At 62.4% G+C, this 17298-nt stretch carries 15 protein-coding genes and 2 pseudogenes; 10 read left to right on the forward strand and 7 right to left on the reverse strand.

The window, feature by feature from the left end; translation table 11 throughout:
- Positions 1-44: 44 nt before the first annotated feature.
- A complete protein-coding gene (locus tag Q9235_RS25895) occupies positions 45-758 on the reverse strand; it encodes a P-loop NTPase family protein (RefSeq protein WP_306224605.1) in 714 nt (237 codons plus the stop codon).
- Between the two features lie 689 nt (positions 759-1447).
- Between Q9235_RS25895 and Q9235_RS25900 the strand changes: the two genes are divergently transcribed.
- The 4 genes from Q9235_RS25900 (at position 1448) to Q9235_RS25915 (ending at position 6793) form a co-directional block, all read left to right on the forward strand.
- The gene (locus Q9235_RS25900) at positions 1448-2629 is read left to right on the forward strand and encodes a polysaccharide biosynthesis/export family protein (protein WP_306224606.1); all 1182 of its coding nucleotides are present in this window, start codon (positions 1448-1450) and stop codon (positions 2627-2629) included.
- A gap of 262 nt (positions 2630-2891) precedes the next feature.
- On the forward strand, positions 2892-4136 hold the full coding sequence (locus Q9235_RS25905; RefSeq protein ID WP_306224607.1) for a glycosyltransferase family 4 protein: 1245 nt from the start codon (positions 2892-2894) through the stop codon (positions 4134-4136).
- Between the two features lie 270 nt (positions 4137-4406).
- Positions 4407-4673 (forward strand): spike base protein, RCAP_Rcc01079 family, encoded by a 267-nt coding sequence (locus tag Q9235_RS25910; protein WP_306224608.1) that lies wholly within the window; start codon positions 4407-4409, stop codon positions 4671-4673.
- The gene (locus Q9235_RS25915; protein ID WP_306224609.1) at positions 4673-6793 is read left to right on the forward strand and encodes a hypothetical protein; all 2121 of its coding nucleotides are present in this window, start codon (positions 4673-4675) and stop codon (positions 6791-6793) included. The genes Q9235_RS25910 and Q9235_RS25915 overlap by 1 nt, the downstream gene beginning before the upstream one ends.
- A 136-nt stretch (positions 6794-6929) precedes the next feature.
- Here Q9235_RS25915 and Q9235_RS25920 read toward each other — a convergent pair whose 3' ends face one another.
- Entirely contained in the window at positions 6930-8393 is a 1464-nt protein-coding gene (locus Q9235_RS25920; protein ID WP_306224610.1) for an exopolysaccharide biosynthesis polyprenyl glycosylphosphotransferase, read from the reverse strand.
- Between the two features lie 247 nt (positions 8394-8640).
- On the opposite strand from Q9235_RS25920, the pseudogene Q9235_RS25925 reads away from it, so the two are divergent.
- Positions 8641-9021 (forward strand): annotated as a pseudogene (locus Q9235_RS25925) (UDP-glucose 6-dehydrogenase); the annotation flags it as partial.
- A pseudogene (locus Q9235_RS25930) lies at positions 9020-9475 on the forward strand (exodeoxyribonuclease III); the annotation flags it as partial. The pseudogenes Q9235_RS25925 and Q9235_RS25930, both read left to right, overlap by 2 nt.
- A gap of 233 nt (positions 9476-9708) precedes the next feature.
- Here the strand turns inward: Q9235_RS25930 and arr are convergent.
- Together arr and Q9235_RS25940 are read right to left on the reverse strand one after the other, a co-directional pair.
- Complete coding sequence (arr, locus tag Q9235_RS25935; RefSeq protein WP_306224611.1) at positions 9709-10131, reverse strand: NAD(+)--rifampin ADP-ribosyltransferase; 423 nt, start codon at positions 10129-10131, stop codon at positions 9709-9711.
- A 187-nt stretch (positions 10132-10318) separates the two neighbouring features.
- A complete protein-coding gene (locus Q9235_RS25940) occupies positions 10319-10558 on the reverse strand; it encodes a hypothetical protein (protein ID WP_306224612.1) in 240 nt (79 codons plus the stop codon).
- 179 nt (positions 10559-10737) lie between these two features.
- On the opposite strand from Q9235_RS25940, the gene Q9235_RS25945 reads away from it, so the two are divergent.
- The 3 genes from Q9235_RS25945 (at position 10738) to Q9235_RS25955 (ending at position 13553) form a co-directional block, all read left to right on the forward strand.
- On the forward strand, positions 10738-11088 hold the full coding sequence (locus Q9235_RS25945) for a transposase (RefSeq protein ID WP_306224613.1): 351 nt from the start codon (positions 10738-10740) through the stop codon (positions 11086-11088).
- A complete protein-coding gene (locus Q9235_RS25950; protein ID WP_306228454.1) occupies positions 11061-11885 on the forward strand; it encodes an IS3 family transposase in 825 nt (274 codons plus the stop codon). Before Q9235_RS25945 ends, Q9235_RS25950 begins: the two co-directional genes overlap by 28 nt.
- A 111-nt stretch (positions 11886-11996) precedes the next feature.
- On the forward strand, positions 11997-13553 hold the full coding sequence (locus tag Q9235_RS25955; RefSeq protein WP_306224614.1) for an ISL3 family transposase: 1557 nt from the start codon (positions 11997-11999) through the stop codon (positions 13551-13553).
- A gap of 147 nt (positions 13554-13700) precedes the next feature.
- Here Q9235_RS25955 and Q9235_RS25960 read toward each other — a convergent pair whose 3' ends face one another.
- From Q9235_RS25960 to Q9235_RS25970, 3 genes are all read right to left on the reverse strand, one after another.
- Positions 13701-14165, reverse strand: a complete 465-nt coding sequence (locus tag Q9235_RS25960; protein WP_306224615.1) for a hypothetical protein — start codon at positions 14163-14165, stop codon at positions 13701-13703.
- 449 nt (positions 14166-14614) lie between these two features.
- The gene (locus Q9235_RS25965; protein ID WP_306224616.1) at positions 14615-14887 is read right to left on the reverse strand and encodes an HU family DNA-binding protein; all 273 of its coding nucleotides are present in this window, start codon (positions 14885-14887) and stop codon (positions 14615-14617) included.
- 24 nt (positions 14888-14911) lie between these two features.
- The gene (locus Q9235_RS25970; RefSeq protein WP_306224617.1) at positions 14912-15349 is read right to left on the reverse strand and encodes a Ros/MucR family transcriptional regulator; all 438 of its coding nucleotides are present in this window, start codon (positions 15347-15349) and stop codon (positions 14912-14914) included.
- Positions 15350-16265: 916 nt separating this feature from the next.
- Between Q9235_RS25970 and Q9235_RS26950 the strand changes: the two genes are divergently transcribed.
- Entirely contained in the window at positions 16266-16673 is a 408-nt protein-coding gene (locus Q9235_RS26950) for a DUF4113 domain-containing protein (RefSeq protein ID WP_306224618.1), read from the forward strand.
- The last annotated feature ends 625 nt before the right edge of the window (positions 16674-17298 follow it).

Here is a 17298-nt window from a genome sequence, read left to right on the forward strand (position 1 = left end):
GCGCTGAGGGGCCCAAGAATCCAAGAAATCCGGGGCCCCGGCCTTCAGAAGTCCAGCAAAACGCTGCCGCCGATGACGCCGCCGCAATTCTTGACGACCTCCTGAAAAGCAATCAGCGCGTTCAAACGCGACTTGTTGGCGCGGGCGACCATGATCGTGCGCTCGACGGCAGCTACGACCGCCAATGTCCCGGAAACATCCGACATGGGGGCACAGTCGCAGATCACGACATCAAACATGCGCGACATCTCGAGGATGAGGCCGCGAAGCTCGGTCGCAAGATAAGCCTCTCCCTCCTTGAGGGCGTTTCCGGCAGCCATGACCATGAGGTTAGGACAGGCCGGCTGCATGTACCCGGCCCAGGACTGCACATCCCCCAGTCCCGCCATCCATTCAGACAAGCCTGGCTTGCTACTGTCGATGCCGAACATCGCCGCGACCCGCGGCGACCTCAGATTCGCCTCCACCAGGATCGTCCGTTGGCCGCTCATGGCAAAGGCTGCGGCTACGTTGGCGGCCACCACGGTGGTGCCAACCTTCCTGTTGTCCCCGATAAAGCAAAACGACCTTGTCCCGAGATCGACATGCATATGCTGCAGTTGCGATGCGACCGAGACGAGGCGCTCAGCCGCAGCGGAACCGGGCGACACCATCACCGCGAGTTCGCTGGTGACATGGGTCGGATAGCTCCAGCCTGCTCGCTTCGCCGTCGTCTGCGACAACGCCCCGGCAGAGCGATTTTTTGCGAGCTCCTGCACCAAACTCTCCGACTGGGCCACCTTGCGCGAACTCCACCTAACCTACATTGCATCGCGTAACGAAACCATCGCATCGCAGCAACACACGATAGCATTCGCTTCCGAGTAGACCGCCATTTTCTCAATTTGTGTTTAAGATGACGGCTTCTTAATCGGCTTACGGCCTTCTACGGCTTACCGGACATACCTTACCGCCGGCACCCTATGCCCGAGGGTCCGGATATCGAAGCCTGCCAAACCTGTACGAGCGGAAGTCTTGCACGGGACCGGGGCTGCAGTTACGCCCGAAATGTGGCACAAGCGACCATCGTTGCCATTTTGCGACAGAGGCAAAAATTATTCAAAACCACGCAATTGCGCGCAGGCCATTTTACTGCAACGGGGCCAGCTTTATCACTTAAAACCATAACCGCACATGGCTCCAATACGGAGTTAATGTCGATTTCCCTAGAAAATCGGCCACTCCGCCTGCAGAATCTGATGGAAACAACTTCCCTCGTCGGATGCTGCCGCTGATGCGCGATGCCAGGATTCCTAAGTGGGCAATTAATCTTCGGTGCTTTATGCTTGGCGATGGATGGGTCTGACCAAACGTGATTCGCCGCGTTGTTAGGGATATTCGCGGCAAGGGCTTTGCGTGTGGCGGAATTGTGGCTTAGAGAATACGTCGTTGGGCGGCGAGGTGAATAATGAGTTTCCGTAAATTGGTGACGGCCGCGGCTCTTCTGGGCTTGCCGCTCAGCGGATGCACGAGCGGCTTCATCCCGGAAGGCGGCCCCTCCCAGTTCGCAGCAAGCCAGACAGCCACGGTGCAAGTCGGCTCCACGCAGGAACAGACGAACCTTCCTTTCGTGCTCGTCGCGCCGTCGCTCGAACTCGCCCGGTCTCTTCCCGGCGAACCCGACCGCTTCGGGTCCCTACCCCGGCGCGCGCAGGCGCAGGTTTCGGCCAAGGTCGGCGACGTCGTCCTCGTCACGATCTTCGAAGCCGGCAGCGGCGGTCTGTTCACCTCGCCCCAGGCGGCTGGAAATTCCGGCGGCGGTGGCAATTACATCAATCTGCCGGCTCAGCAGATCGATCGGAACGGTAACATCTCGGTGCCGTATGCCGGCCAGATCAGCGTCGTGGGACGCAGCCTCCCGGCCGTACAGACGGAAATCGAGGAGAAGCTGAAGCAGCGCGCCATCGAGCCGCAGGTCGTCGTGACCATGCAGGAAGACCGCGCCTCGCTCGTCAGCGTCATCGGTTCGGTCAAGGCCGGCGGCCAGTTCCCGGTCCGGAACACGCAGATGCGCATTCTCGACGCCGTCGCCAAGGCCGGTGGCCCCGACGGCACGTCGCGCAGCCTGGAAGTCGTCTTGCAGCGCGGCTCGCACAGCTCGCGCGTCTCGATGCGGCGGCTGATGATGGACCCGGCGGCGAACGCCGCGGTCCTGCCCGGCGACACGCTCTATGTGCAGCCCGTCTCGCGCAGCCTCAATGTGTTCGGGGCCAGCGGCGAGAACCTGCGCGTCGATATCGATGTCGACAACATGTCGCTGACGGATGCGCTTGGCCGGGCCAAGGGCTTCAACGATACGCGGGCCGATATCAGCTCGATCTTCGTGCTCCGCATGGAGGATCGCCGGGTGATCCCGGCCGATACCGAGAACCTCGTCAACTTCACCAGCGCGACGGTCCCGACCGTCTACCAGATCCGCTACGACACGCCCGGCGGCATCTTCGTCGGCAACCAGTTCAAGGTTCGCCACGGCGACGTCGTCTACATCTCGAATGCGGCCGGCACTCAGTTGCGTAAGCTTCTGGAACTGGTCGGTCTCGTGACGCGCCCGGCGCGCGAGATCCAGGGCGGGTTCATCCCGAACTATTGAGACTGGCGCAACGCCCAATCCTCTCGCACCGCTGCCGATCCGACGGCGGCGGTGCGGTGGAAGATCAGGAGCGAAGCGAGACGGCCGGAGGATAACTGTGCCTTGCCGGGACGAGCCGGCGAGCCATGCCGACCGCGTGAAGAAAGCTGCCTAGTTACTTTACGGTAGCTACTTTGCGATAGTTACTCTACGAAAGTTCCAGCTTTCTAGGGCAACGCCCCTGCCTGAAGATGCACCGCGACGCCTCTGCATTGGGAATGACATGGCTCCTCATGTTCTGATGATTGTCGAGAACCTGCCGGTCCCGTTCGACAGGCGGATGTGGCAGGAAGCTACGACACTTCTAGAGGCAGGCTACAAGGTCACGGTGATCTGCCCCGTCGGCAAGGGCTATACTTCACTCGACGAAACCATCGACGGCGTGCGCGTGCTGCGGCACTGGCTACCTGACGAGGGGCGCGGCGCTCTCGGCTTCATCCGCGAATACGCGACCGCGCTGTTCCATGAATTCCGCCTGGCCCTGAAGGTCTGGCGCAGCGACCGCTTCGACGTCGTGCATGTCGCCAATCCGCCGGACGTGCTGTTTCTGGTGGCGCTGCCCTTCAAGCTCGCCGGGGTCCGACTGGTGTTCGACCATCACGACCTGACGCCCGAGCTCTACAAGGAGAAGTTCGGCAAGGCCGGCTTCGGCCATTTTCTGATGCGCGTCACGGAATGGCTGACGTTCAAGGCTGCCGACGTGGTGATCTCGACCAACCAGTCATATCGCCAGATCGCCTTCGACCGTGGAGGCAAGGCGCCCGCGGATGTCTTCGTGGTGCGCAGCTCGCCAAAGGCCGACCAGATGCGCACCGGCGTCGTCGATCCCGCGATCCGGGCGCGCGCCAGCGTCATTCTCGGCTATGTCGGCATCATGGGTTCTCAGGACGGCATCGACGTGCTGCTCGATATCCTGGCGCGACTGATCTCTGTCCATCAGGTGACGGATTTCCACGCCGTCCTGATCGGCGACGGCCCGGAACTCGAGGCATCGAAGCAGCGCGCCGTCGAACTTGGCCTGTCCGACCATGTGACCTTTACCGGCTATCTGTCCGGCAAGGATCTGCACAATGCACTGTGCTCGATCGATATCGGCCTGTGCCCGGACCCCTATAACGAATACACACGACGCTGCACCATGAACAAGATCATGGAATACATGGCTTTCTCCAAGCCGCTCGTGCAGTTCGACCTCGATGAGGGCCGTGAAAGCGCGAAGGGTGCCTCGCTCTATGCCGGGATTCACGATCCCGACGATTTCGCCCGCCAGATCATGGTGCTGATCAACGACCCGGCGATGCGCGAGCACATGGGCAGGATCGGCCGCGAGCGTGTCGAGAAACACCTGAACTGGTCCGTGGAAGTTCCTCATCTGCTGGCCGCCTATGAGCGCGCCCTGTCCGATCGCAAGGCCAGCGCGGCAGCGCCAGTCGCCCGGAACGCCGCAGTCGATCCAGGCCGGCGATAAGACGCGGACCGGAAGACGCCCCGCCGGCATCGCTATCGGCCAGCGTGACGGCCCTGCGCTTCCGGCCGGATCACTCCGCATCCGATCAGGCGCCTGGACGCAACCCGGCCTTTGCTTCGGCTTCTGAAACCCCGCTCACCATAAAGCCGGACATCGGCGCGCCTCGCAGGACAGCCCGGCTGCATCGAAGTCACGGCCGGTATGTTCTTGTTTTGTTCTTGACAACGCCCTGCTTCTGATATAGGAATTATATCCTAATTCAGGAGTTCCATGATGCCAGACGTCTTTTCGAACCAGAGCCCGGGCCTTTCGTCGCCGCTGATCGGCGGATTTGCGATCACGCCGAACGATAGCACCGACCTGCCCTTCACCACACGCCAGCTTCGCATCACCGGGGCCGCCGGCACGATCGCCGTGACCTGGCCCGGCGGGGCCGAGACCGTCGAGCCCGTTCTGGCAGGAGAAACCCTGGACTGGCGCATCGTGCGGATCAAGGCGACCGGCACCACCGCGACCGGCGTGCGGGGGTATTACTGATGCCTACGGTCGGAACAGGCATCGGCCGCCGCCACCGTCCCGGCACACCCGCTCCTGCGGGACCCGCCTCCGATCCTGCGATCACCAGCGCGCGCGCCGATAGTTGGTCGGTTGCCTATACCGCCCCGCCCACGATGGACCCGGCCGGCTCACCGCGCTACCTGGCGCTATCCCGCGCGGGCTACAGTTCGGCGGGCGCTGCGACGAGCCATGTCGAGCCCCTGATCCTGACCAAGCGCGTGCGCCAGCCCTATCCGGCGCAGGCCAGTCTCGACGCCAGCCGGGTGGCGCTCTCGGATTATGTCTACGCGACCGATACGATCCTCGGCGGGGCGGCGAATGCCGCCGTCGAGGTCTCGCCCAAACCCATCGCCAACTGGGCGCTGCCGGACCACCGTGTCGTCGGCAACAGTCTGCGGCTGGAACTGGTCGCCGCCCATCGCAATGCCCGCTCGCGCAGCCAGATCGCGTTCGTCGAGTTTCGCGCGACGGACGGCACAGCGACAGTGACCCAGATCGTCAGCACGCCGTCGGTATTCGGCCATCCCGGCGATCTCAACGCGGTCGTCGGCTATGCCTGCAATCTGGACATCTCCTCTCTGTCGGCGGGGCCGATCACGGCCAATGCACGGGTATGTCCATGGATCGGCGGCACGGCTTCGGTGCTCAACTCCGCCGACCAGTCCGCCCTGCGCGAATTCCGCCCGCAGAGCTTCCTCAAGAACGTCGCGCTCGCCGCCAACCCGCTCTTCGTCTACGTCAACGCGACAACCGGCAACGATACGAGTGGTGCGGTCTCGACCAATGCTGCGACGGCAGAGGCCTCGCCCTGCGCGACCGCGGCAGGAGCGATCAACCGCGCCATCGCCGTGAATGGCGCCATGGACGGCGTCGAGATCCGGTTCATGGCCGGAACGCATGTCCTGACCACGTCTGGCGTCATCATCACGACGCGGCCGCAGACGACGGGCGAGTGCATCTTCACGCGCGACCCCAACGCGACCCGCGCGGGGGTTATCCTTCAGTTCGGCACGACGGCGATGCGCCCGCGCCTCGGCGCGGCCGGCGGCTGGCTGCGGATCAAAGGCGTGACAATCGACCGGACGGGCACGTCCACTTTCTTTGGCGAGGCCTCGTCGCGCCTGCGCGTGATCGTCGAGGATTTCGCCTTCGCCAACAATTCGCAGAACGCCACGATCTTCTCGAATAGCGATGTCGGCTGGATCGGCGGCTCCTTCACCGGACTGACCGGCAACAGCATCCTCGGCCCGACATCGGCTGGGGACCATCTGCTGATGCGCGGTGTTTCAGGCGATCTGAACGGTGGGGCCTTGCAGCTCTGGACGATTCTGGGCTGCAATATCGAACGACCCGCTCAAATCAACTCCGGCACGAAATCGGCCTCCGGCGCCATCCTCGCCTTCAACAGGATCCAGGGCCCGACCAGCACGACCTGCATCGGGCTCGCCTCGACGTCGGACGTGGTCGGCTGCGCGATCCTGCAGAACGTCCTGGAATGGACGAGCGCCGCGACCGGGCACTTCGTCGGCATCTCGAATGACGGCCAGGCCGGCAACAGCACGCATCTCGTCATGCACCACAACACGATCGCGGGCTTCTGGAACAGCGGACGCTGCAACCTGCTCTATGACGAAGGCCCGACCGCGCGATCGAACAAGCTCTACTCCTTCGTCGGGAACATCCATGTCGCGATCAATACGAAGGGCGATGTCTTCCGTGGTGCGAATGAAGCCGGCGCGGATGCGGCCTCGCGCACGGGGAACTGGGCCTATCTCTACGGCGTCGGCTGCCGGGGCGAGTTCTCGCAATTCATCGACGCGAACAATGGCGGCCTCGGCACGTCCTTCGCGCAGGACTATCCGGGCCTCGATGCCATTATCGGGACGAGCAACAGCACCCGCAACAACCCGCTGTTCACGAACGACCAGGCGACCACGAGCGGCCCCACGGCAGGTTCCGGGGGCGGCGACTACAGCCTCCAGGCCGGATCGCCCGCGATCGGCCGCGTCAAGGCCCCCGTGCTGGCCTTCGATCTCGCAGGCCAGGCCCGCAGCGCCACGGCTTCAGCGGCTGGTGCTTACGAGAGGCTGATACCCTGACCCGAGCCGCCGGCTTCCGAATTGAGGCACGTCCGGGCTTGCGGTCCACGCGCAAACCCTGGTCCGGACGGAGCATCGATGTCGGCAAACCATCCCCTTGGGTCGGGGTTATCTCCATGCCTGGCCATGCCGCAGCTCAGTAGGCGGTTCGCTGCCCCAGGACGACCAGGCCGGTCCGGAGAATGATCATGATATCCAGCCAGATCGACCAGTTGTCGATATACCAGATGTCCTTCTCGATGCGCGCCTTCATGTTCTCGACATGCGGCGTCTCGCCTCGCAATCCCTTGACCTGCGCCCAGCCGGTGATGCCCGGCTTGGCGTGATGGCGGAAGGCGTAATCCTCGATCAGTTGCGAATAGTAGTCATCATGGGCGACCGCGTGCGGACGCGGTCCCACAATCGACATATGGCCCGCAAGCACGTTCCAGAGCTGCGGCAGCTCGTCGATGCTCGTGCGGCGCAGCAACCGACCAACGCGCGTGACGCGCGCGTCGCCCCGCTTGGCCTGAACTATGACCCCGCCATCGTCCTGAACCGCCATCGAGCGCAGCTTCAGGATCAGGAAGGGCTTGCCGCCGAAGCCACGCCGCGCCTGCTTGAACAGGACCGGACCGGGGCTGTCGAGCCTCACGGCCAGTGCCGCGATCAGGAAAAGCGGGCTGAGCAGGAGCAGCCCGGTCAACGATACCGCGATGTCGAGGCTGCGCTTGAGAAAGCGCTCGGTGAGCGATAGCGGCGCGCGCTGATACTCCGCCAGGATCAGCGAGCCGACCTTCTTCAACGGGCGCGTCAGGACCTTGCGCGTCACCGGATCCAGCGCAAACCGGACGGGCACCGGCACGACCCGCAGCCGCTCGACCACCGCGTCGAGATGCGACAAGGCGTCATGACCGGCCAGCAGGATGACCTCGTCGAGCTGGCCGAGCCTGAACCGTTCATCGACGAAGGCGATGAGCTGATCGATCCGGCCATCGGACGGCCCGATCGACATCACCTGCGACCCGACCGGCCGCAAGCCGCTATTGCGGAGCTCGCGCATGCGCGCGAGGTCGGCCGTGTTGCCGGCATCGAGATCCTCCCCGATCCGCACGACCAGCACATTCGTGGTGAAGGCGACATTATTCTCCATCGCCTGACGGACGAGTCGCGGCCAGAACACGCGGATGAACGTGATTCCCACCGCTCCCCCGGCGGCATGGAGGATGATCGTCGCACGCGAGTATTGGGCACTTATCTTGAACAAGAAGGCGCATAGCACGATGAACGCCAAAGTCAGCGCCCAGATCTTCATCGCCGACGTGATGCTGGCACGGCGATCGGCATGCGTCTTCGGCTCGTAACCGCCGGTCAAATAGGACAACGTGACAAACAGCACCGCGGTCATCAACGCGACACTCAGGAAGTCAACGTCGAGAACCTTTCTGCCTGACCGAATAAAATTCTGGTAGATCCAGGTGGCACAGCCGCCGACCATCATGATCGCGAGGGCGTCGGCAAGGGCCGCCACAGGCTGCAGAGCACCATACCCTAACGAGAATCTGGATATGCCCCGCCTAACACCCTCGGCCGAATGCTCACCGACACCAACAGGCAGCATCCCGCCAACCCTCGTATACCACACACTAACATGGTTACTGGAACCTTAACTATTAATACAAGCAAAGCAAGCCTTTTCTCGCGTGAATCCGAAGTTCGCTGGCGTGCAGAACAGCCGCCATGATAGAAGCACGATCATAAGGCATAACGGCATCGAAGAGATGACGTTGCGTTCTTTGAGGCATTAACGCCGTCGCGCAAGCACAACCTTACGTAGCGACGCAGTCTATCCCAATCAGGAGCAGCGCATGAAGATCGTAATGGTTGGGTCTGGCTATGTTGGCTTGGTCTCCGGGGCTTGCTTTGCGGATTTCGGGCATGACGTGGTGTGCGTCGACAAGGTGGAGAGCAAGGTCGCGGCGCTGAAGCGCGGCGAGATCCCGATCTTCGAGCCCGGCCTGTCGGAACTGGTGCGCAGCAACGCGGCGGCGGGGCGCCTGTCCTTCACCACCGATCTCGCCGGGCCCGTCGCGGACGCGGATGCGGTGTTCATCGCGGTCGGCACGCCCTCGCGCCGCGGCGACGGCTTCGCGGACCTGTCCTATGTCTATGCCGCGACCCGCGAGATCGCCGGGGCGATCCGCGGCTATACCGTGATCGTGACCAAGTCGACGGTTCCGGTCGGCACCCAATGGGAATCCCGCCCCCGGCCCCAAATTCGAATACAACCTCCGCTGGTTCGACCGGCTACTAAGCCATGCAGACGAGCTTCTCTCGTACGGTGTGCCGATCGCGCTCGTAGGCGATTTTAATGTCATGCCGACGGAACTCGACGTTTACGCACCCGAGCGATGGCGAGATGACGCCCTCTTTCGTCCAGAGGTCAGAAACGCCTTTGCCGACCTGGTCAATCAGGGTTGGACGGACGCCGTCAGGCACCTTCACCCGAGAGAGCGCATCTACACGTTCTGGAAGTACTGGCGGAACTCGTTCGAACGTGACGCCGGCCTTCGCCTCGACCACCTCCTGCTTAGCCCTACCCTGGCGCCGCTGTTGAAATCCGCGGAGGTCCGACGGTCGCCGCGAGGCTGGGAGCACACGAGCGACCACGCGCCGGTGATGGTCGAGCTTCTGCCGGCATAGCGGAGGGAGTCTCCGCCCAGGCAGTCTCGGGTCTGAGGGAGGAAGCATCGACGTTCGTGCCTGCCACAACGCCAACAGGAAACTAGCGGAGCTGTACAAAGCCGATGCCCGGGGAACTCGACCGGCACGACTATCGTTCGTGGGCAGCGTGGCCCCTTCAGTGTCGCGCCTGAAAACCGCGTGGGAGGGGATCGGCAGGTGAGCTGGTCCCCTTTCCGGCTTGCCCTCGGCCGCTAGTTTATTATTTGGGCTCGTTTATCCGAGAGAAGCGCAGTTAGTCGCTCTTTCCAGGCCTGCATCGCTTCGGGCGTCATACGGGTCCACTCTGCAACTTCTCCAATTACCTTTAGCGGTGCGCTGCTTCGATATGACCGCGTCGGGTTTCCGGGGAATTTCTTGTCGGTCACGTTCGGGTCGTTCTCGAAAGCGCCAGTCGGCTCTACTACATAGACCCGCGGAATCGCGCGACCTCCATTGAGCTCGGCTGCGATTTCCGCGGCAAGTCCGGCACCATCGACTAGTGCCGTGAAATAGATGTGGTTCATGATCACTTCGGGGCGATAATTCGAGCGGTATCCTGCGACGAGCAAATCGCCGCCGCGCAAGGCTGCGACGGTACCGTGAAAAAACGGCCCTTCGTCTGCTATATCGAGCATCGTTACCCCATTAGCACTTCCTTGTTGCACTAAGGCTCCAACTGCCCAGGTGTTCACTGGACCGGCTGATATCTAGCCCGGCCCGCTGCCGCCTGGCTTTTGCGGCATCGCCCCCAGCTCGAAAGAAAGCGGCCATGGTCCGAAATCATCTGAATGATCGTCGGCTTCTTAGGCAGGACATAATACGTCAGCTGGCGCAGCGAGTGAGCATCTTCCCGCCGGGCGTCGCAAAAAAGCACTCGTCCTCATAGTGCAATGGCGTGCCATCTTCGAGTGAATAGGACACGGTCGAGAGGCCGGGCTTGTTCTGCCAAACGATGACCGCGAAACGATTGCCATCCTCGTCCTGGCACTGCTCTCGGTAGAGCTCTCGTCTGGCGGTCTGCGGACGACGCGGGACCGGCTGGGTATCCTGTAGAGCCACCATGGGAACACCTCACGCAGCGCACTGACGCCGGTGTAACAGCGTGTCGTATCATGAGTTCCTGTGTTTCGGCGTGCAAGTTTGACCCCTTGAGGCGGGGGATCTGGAGTGCGCCCCTTGAGGCGGACAGTGTGACGATAGGGAATTGACCGGGGAGCCGGGCTTTCGAAGGATGAAAGCCCATGGCCCGACACCGCACCCACAGCATCGAGTTCAAGCGCCAGGTGGCGCAGGATTACCTGGCTGGCGAGACGCTCCACAGCCTCGCCCGTCGACATGACCTGTCGCGCAACCTGATCCGCATCTGGATTCAGAAGTTCGAGGGTGGCGCCTTCGACGACGAGGCCGTCGCCGTCGATACGATCGAAGCCTATGAGGCGCGCATCGCCGCGCTGGAGCGGCTTGTCGGCAGGCAGGCCCTGGAGATCGAGTTTCTAAAGGGGGCTCTGAAGCACGGACCGCGGCCGAGAAGCGCGACTACATCCGTCGTCACCGGCCCCGCGGCATCTCTGTCGCAGAAGGATGCCGGCTGATGGGGATCTCGCGCTCGACCTACTACGACAAGCCGGCCGTGAGCATCGACGACACCGCACTCGTCGAGACGATGGCGGCGATCTCCGAGAGTTTCGAGGCTTATGGCTATCGCCGGATGCAGGCAGCGCTGCGGCATCGTGGCCTGATCATCAATCACAAGAAGATCAGGCGATTGATGCGCGAGCACGGCCTCCAGCCTCGACGGCGTCGGCGCTACATCGCCACCACCGATGGCGATCACGGTTTGCCGATCTTCCCGAACCTGGCGAGAGATATGGTCCCGGACGGGCCGAACCAGCTCTGGGTGGCCGACATCACCTACGTCGCGATCACCATCGGCTTCGTCTATGTCGCTGTCATCCTCGATGCCTGGTCGCGCAAGGTCGTCGGCTACGCCATCGGCCGCTCGATCGACGTCAGGCTGACGCTGGCCGCCCTGCGCACAGCCATTGAAAAGCGGGGACCGCCCCCCGGCTGTATCCACCACACGGACCGCGGCTCGCAATACGCGGCCGGGCGCTACCGGCACGCCCTCGCCGAACATGGTCTCGTCGGATCGATGGGGCGCCGCGGCAATCCATACGATAACGCCAAGGCCGAGAGCTTCATGAAAACGCTTAAGGTCGAGGCCGTCTATCCTATGGCCTACGAGACTTTCGACGATGTCGCAGCCGATCTTCCGCGCTTCATCGATCAGGTCTACAACACAAGCCGACTGCATTCCGCGCTCGGCTATCTCAGCCCGCAGCAGTTCGAGGATCAACACGCCCGGCTCCCGGTCAAAACCGCAGCCTGATCCTGTCTACCTGCAGGGGCGCACTCCAATCGGCGTCCAACTTTGGGTCTGACTCATTCTCGCTGCAGATAGGCGGTGATCTGGCGCTGTTTTCCAAAAGGAATCAGCGCGATGGATCAGGGAGTTCGGCCTTCCAAGCTTGTGCCGTCGGGTTTTGCCGTCATCCGGTCCGAGATCGACGGGGATCGCGCCGTCGTCAGCGTTCACGCTACGGCGCCTACGGGCACCTGCCCATCATGCGGATGCTGCTCGCGTCGGGTCCAGAGCCGATACTGGCGACGGGCCTCCGATCTCCCGATTGCAGGCTTGCGTGTCGACCTCAGGGTTAGGGTCAGGCGCTTCTGGTGCGATGCCGTGCTGTGTGGCCGTCGCATCTTCGCGGAGCGATTTGGCGACGACGTGCTGGCTCCAATGTCGCGCCGGACGGGTCGCCTGGAGATGATCGTGCACCAGCTGGGCCTGGTGCTTGGTGGCCGGCCGGCGGCGAGCTTCGCCGAGCGGCTGATGGTCCCTGTGAGCAACGATACGCTGCTACGCGTTGTCAGGCGCAAGGCGCAGCTACCATCGGACACATTGCTTGTGATCGGCATCGACGATTTCGCGTGGCGGCGCAACCACCGCTACGGCACGATCGTCTGCGACCTCGAACGGCGGCGGACGGTAACGCTGCTGCCCGACAGGGAGCCCGCAACGTCAGAGGCATGGCTGCGGCGTCATTCGTCGATCACCATCGTCGCGCGCGACCGCGGCGGCGGATATAGCGAAGCAGCGGCCAAGGCCTTGCCGGCCGCCGAACAGGTCGCCGACCGCTGGCATCTTATGGAGAACGCCAGTCGGGCGTTTCTGGACGCGGTGCGCAAATCCATGCGCCAGATCCGTTCCGTCATCGGCGCGACGGAGATCAATCCCGCGCTCCTAACGTCCGCCGAGCGCTTGCAATATGAAGGGTATCAGCGCCGGGAAGAGACCAACGCTGCTGTCATGGCAATGTTTAGCGATGGCGTTCCGATCAAGCGGATCGTCAAGCGCACCGGCCTGGCGCGCGATACGGTGCGTCGCATCGTCCGCGGTCAGCGCTCCGACATGTTCCGAACGCGGCAGAGTTCGCTGGACGAAATGCTGCCGTGGCTCGAAGCGCAGTGGGACGCCGGTAAGCGCAATGCCGCAGAGCTCTGGCGCACGATGCGGGCGCGCGGGTTCCGCGGCAGCTTGAGAGTCGTGTCCGAATGGGCGACCCGCCGCCGGCGTGCCGAAAAGACCGATGCCGGTACACTCGCACGCATCCCTTCCGCCCGCACAATTGCTCGCTTCATGACGAACGGGCGCGACAAGCTTTCGAAAGCGGAGACGGTGCTCATTGCAGCCATCGAAACCGGATTGCCGCAGTTGGTGAAGGCCCGCGAGGTGATCGCGGATTTCCATCAGATGATCCGCACCAGGGGCGTCGCCGCCATGACATTGTGGATGGAGCGAGCCGCCGACAGCCTTGTGGCGTCATTCTGCAGCGGCGTCAGAAAGGACGAAGCGGCCGTCCGCGCCGCCATCACCTCACCCTGGTCGAACGGGCAGACCGAAGGCCAGATCACGAAGCTGAAGCTCGTCAAACGCCAGATGTACGGACGCGGGAAGATCGACTTGCTTCAGGCGCGCCTCGTCGGTGCACGATGAGCCGCCTATCTGCAGCGAGATTGCGTCAGACCCAATATTGGACGCCGATCGGGGGGCAACATTGCGCGCCGTTTGACAGAGTTCCCGGCTGCTAGGCCTTTTATTCAGCACCCGCTCCAGCCTCAGCCCAGCCGGCATGCCGCCGCCTCACGCTTTTTCTTCAGCGTATTTTAAGCGGGATGAAGCGGGGTTTAGCAAGCTGCGGCCTTCGAGCCAGTCCATAAATTGGTCGGGGCGGATGGTGACGATCTGAAGAGCACATGAATTTGCGGAATCGGCTGGAACATCAATCGAGCCGGGAGCTCTCGATGCGCGACGGCGCTCTTCCGCCTCGCGCGTCAGAACAACCTGGGGTGCCTGTCCGCGGGCGACATCCTCCGATGACACGATGACCGCCTCTATGTCGGAGGAGGGCAATACGGCGTTCCAGATACGTCTCGGAAGGCCCATTCCGTGCCAGCGCGGTACACCGTCAAATTTCCGAGCCATCAAAATTACCAGGGTCGAACGGGCAACAACGAGACGCGCCTTTCCGGATCCCGTTTGCATCTGTCCGAAAAACGCCAACGAGAAGCCGCTCGTAGCCGCCACCGCTCGCGTCGATTCCACCAAGGTGAAGCTCAGGGGACGAGGCGCCGTCTGGTGGACCGACGGCGCACCAGACCTCAATCGCCATTTCGTGAAGAACACCGCCGCCGAGTGGGCTTAGCAGTTGGAGTCGCAGGAAAGGCAGGCGGAACGTAAGAGATCCGCCCCTGGCAAGCAGGAGCACAACATCAAGCGGCTGCGTCGCCGTGACCACTCGGGCTGGGTCGAAGAGCACCTTCGACGCTGCATTGCCTCTCGAAGCAGCCACGCTGAACGAGCGCCTCTTCCATATTGGCCTATGGCTGATCGAAATCCATATTCCGCGTCAGGCCTGCATCGTCTGGGGCCCCCATCACCGGCAAATCCGCATCAGTTTTCCCAAGGGATAATGCTGGAGCATCCCGTAATCGGTTTGGACCACCAGTGCACTGATCCAGGGAGCGAGCCTGCGTTTTGCTGAAAGGCGAAACCGATCAGACGACAGCGTCAGCGAGGTCCTTGGCGACCTTGAACTTCACAACAGTTTTGGCGGGGACATCGATCACGGCACCGGTCGAGGGATGACGAGCCTGACGAGCGTCCCGCTTAGCGGAAGACAGCTTGCCAACGCCCCCGAGCGTTACGTCGCCACCGGACTTCAGCGTCTTTGAAACTACGCCGGCAAGCGACATCAGCACGGCCGACACATCAGCCTTCGACTTGGCTGTGTCGTCGGCGATCGCGGCGATCAATTCGTTCTTGGTCATGGTTCCCTCTAACGCTGCCAGAATTCAGTTCGTTTTGGAGGTCTTGCTGCGGACAGGCGGTTTCCGCCGCTGCTGTCCCAGACCCATCTGCTTGGCCAAGGCCGAGCGAGCCTCAGCGTAGGCCGGTGCGACCATAGGGTAATCAGCCGGCAGGCCCCAACGGGCGCGATAGTCCTCTGGCGACATATTGTAAGCCGTGCGCAGGTGGCGCTTCAAAGACTTGAACTTCTTGCCATCCTCGAGGCAGATCAGAAACTCCGACGTGATCGACTTTTTGATTGAGACGACCGGATTCGGACGATCTTCGACCTCCGAAGCGGGCGGCGCACCCAAACCCGTTATCGCCGCATGGGTCGTGGCGATCAGGCCAGGAAGATCAGCAGCTGGGACGCTGTTGTTAGATACGTACGCTGATACGATGTCAGCCACCAACGCGATGACGTTTTCGCCTTCCTCAGCCATAGCTCTTCTCCTGAAGTTAGGAAGCGAATCGATGCGCCGCCGGTCGACGCGCTGACCATCGGCTAGGCCGGTTGAATCGCATATTCAAGGCGTAATCACGTGCCCACTCAACAGAAATTCGGGAAGACAACCGCATTGAACTGATCGGCGCTGTTGACCTGTGATCACAATCAGAAGTGATATGAAGGAGGCGTCCTTGGTTTCTCGGTAACGTCAGGTTCAGATGCAGGGTTCTTGGTTATTTTCGTCGCGAACACGGGCTGTATGGGTGAGGACGTTCGTCGTCATAGCATTAGCGGTGACGATCGCCCTTCCCGCGCTTCTTCTTCGCTGACACCGGTATCCACGGCAGAGCAACCGCGCTGAGCGATGCTACTCGGCTATCGCCGAAGCGCCTTCTCCTGCTGAAAGTCGACAGACAGCCGTTGGCTGATATGACAGCGAACGCTCTGGCTATATGGACATAGTTCCCGCCTGAATTCGGCATCAGCCCAACGAAGACCCTCGCAAAGCTTGCCAACGAGATCGCCAAAGGTACCCCGCAGCTCGGTGGCGTCTGCGACCTGACTAGCGACGACGCGCAAAGGGAAGGGCTTCGGTTGATGCCGCTCGACGACTTCCGGGCATCGGGGCTGCCAGACAGACCAAGCTCAAGGCGTTCGGTTGCAAGACCGCCGCCGCCGTCGCCGCACTCGATCCGAAACTCGCCCGCCAGACGCTCACTGTCATCGGCGAGCGGATAATCCATGAGCTGCGCGGCCACCCCTGCATCGACCTCGAGGCGGTAGCTCCGACGCGGGAGGCTGCGCCGTGACGCGTTCCTTCGCCGGCCGCGTCGACGACCTGGACATGATGCAGAAAGCCCGCAGCGCACGCGACGCGGCTCGGCGAGAAGCTCCGCCATCATGGCCTCGCCATGGACCACGTCACCGTCTTCTACCACACCTCACCGTTCGATGGCGGCCCAGCGAGGTTGGTATCGACCACGGTGGATTTTCCCGAGGCCACCAATGACACGCGGTCCGGGCGGCGAAGTGGGGCGCTCGTCGGCTCTGGAAGCCGGGGATATCGCTACGCCAAAGCCAAGCTCATGACGGTCTATCTGGCTCCGCTGGAAGCGTCGCAGCGCGCGCTCATCGTAAGCCTCGACCGCGATAAATCCGGGCGCCACATGGCGGCCCTGGACGCCTGCAAATGGCACGGCCGGGTCACTGTTTTCCCCGCCGCCGCAGGTTTCCCGCCAGCGCAAGGCGTGGGTCACGAGTTTGATCAGCGCTCGCCGCGCTACACCACGCGGCTAGAGGAAATGCCTGTTGTCCGCTAAAATTAGCCTCATTATTAGACTTTTGAAAACTTTTGCTAACCGGGAATCAGGCGAAAAGCCCAACAGTGCCGAGCCTATCGCAGATTTGGCCTTTATGGCTGTTGATATAAGATACGTTATGTCAACAGATTGAGAAGTCCAATTCTATCCCGACCGAGAGCGGAGCGAACGGTGCGGGCCGCCGATGACCGGCAAGCAACGGATGCAACCTCTGGCTGGTGAGCCTTTCGTGAGCGGATGACAGTCCACGGCGGTCGGATTCGAGGCCAGCGTGGCGGAGAAAAGCATGCCAGTGGCGCTGTTCCGCCGATATCACAATGGCCCCGATCGGGGCCATTGTGATATCGGGCAAACGGGATTGCTCAAGCCATGAAAACGAACTGCGAACCGCCGCGCCTCCGCGGCGAACATCATCACCGCCCCAGGGGATTAGCCTAGCAAGTGGCGCCTGCGCCGGCAGGCGCGACGGCGGTTCACTGGGTGGTTTTCTCACCGCCGAGCACAAATTTCGATCCAGCGGCTGCGAGGCAACGGGCAAACACCACCACACTACCGCCCGGCAACTGCTGTCGGAAACTCCCAGCCGCGGCGCATCTGCTCGGCCAAGGTCCGTCGCGGGATGCAT

The organism is Bosea beijingensis, from assembly GCF_030758975.1.
GTDB classification, from domain to species: domain Bacteria; phylum Pseudomonadota; class Alphaproteobacteria; order Rhizobiales; family Beijerinckiaceae; genus Allobosea; species Allobosea beijingensis.

Bases quoted from the DNA above. Each gene is read 5' to 3' on its own strand.
- Q9235_RS25900 (WP_306224606.1), top strand. From the start codon at position 1,448: ATGAGTTTCCGTAAATTGGTGACGGCCGCGGCTCTTCTGGGCTTGCCG.
- Q9235_RS25905 (WP_306224607.1), top strand. From the start codon at position 2,892: ATGGCTCCTCATGTTCTGATGATTGTCGAGAACCTGCCGGTCCCGTTC.
- Q9235_RS25910 (WP_306224608.1), top strand. From the start codon at position 4,407: ATGATGCCAGACGTCTTTTCGAACCAGAGCCCGGGCCTTTCGTCGCCG.
- Q9235_RS25915 (WP_306224609.1), top strand. From the start codon at position 4,673: ATGCCTACGGTCGGAACAGGCATCGGCCGCCGCCACCGTCCCGGCACA.
- Q9235_RS25920 (WP_306224610.1), bottom strand. From the start codon at position 8,393: ATGCTGCCTGTTGGTGTCGGTGAGCATTCGGCCGAGGGTGTTAGGCGG.
- arr (WP_306224611.1), bottom strand. From the start codon at position 10,131: ATGCTCGATATAGCAGACGAAGGGCCGTTTTTTCACGGTACCGTCGCA.
- Q9235_RS25940 (WP_306224612.1), bottom strand. From the start codon at position 10,558: ATGGTGGCTCTACAGGATACCCAGCCGGTCCCGCGTCGTCCGCAGACC.
- Q9235_RS25945 (WP_306224613.1), top strand. From the start codon at position 10,738: ATGGCCCGACACCGCACCCACAGCATCGAGTTCAAGCGCCAGGTGGCG.
- Q9235_RS25955 (WP_306224614.1), top strand. From the start codon at position 11,997: ATGGATCAGGGAGTTCGGCCTTCCAAGCTTGTGCCGTCGGGTTTTGCC.
- Q9235_RS25965 (WP_306224616.1), bottom strand. From the start codon at position 14,887: ATGACCAAGAACGAATTGATCGCCGCGATCGCCGACGACACAGCCAAG.
- Q9235_RS25970 (WP_306224617.1), bottom strand. From the start codon at position 15,349: ATGGCTGAGGAAGGCGAAAACGTCATCGCGTTGGTGGCTGACATCGTA.
- Q9235_RS26950 (WP_306224618.1), top strand. From the start codon at position 16,266: ATGGACCACGTCACCGTCTTCTACCACACCTCACCGTTCGATGGCGGC.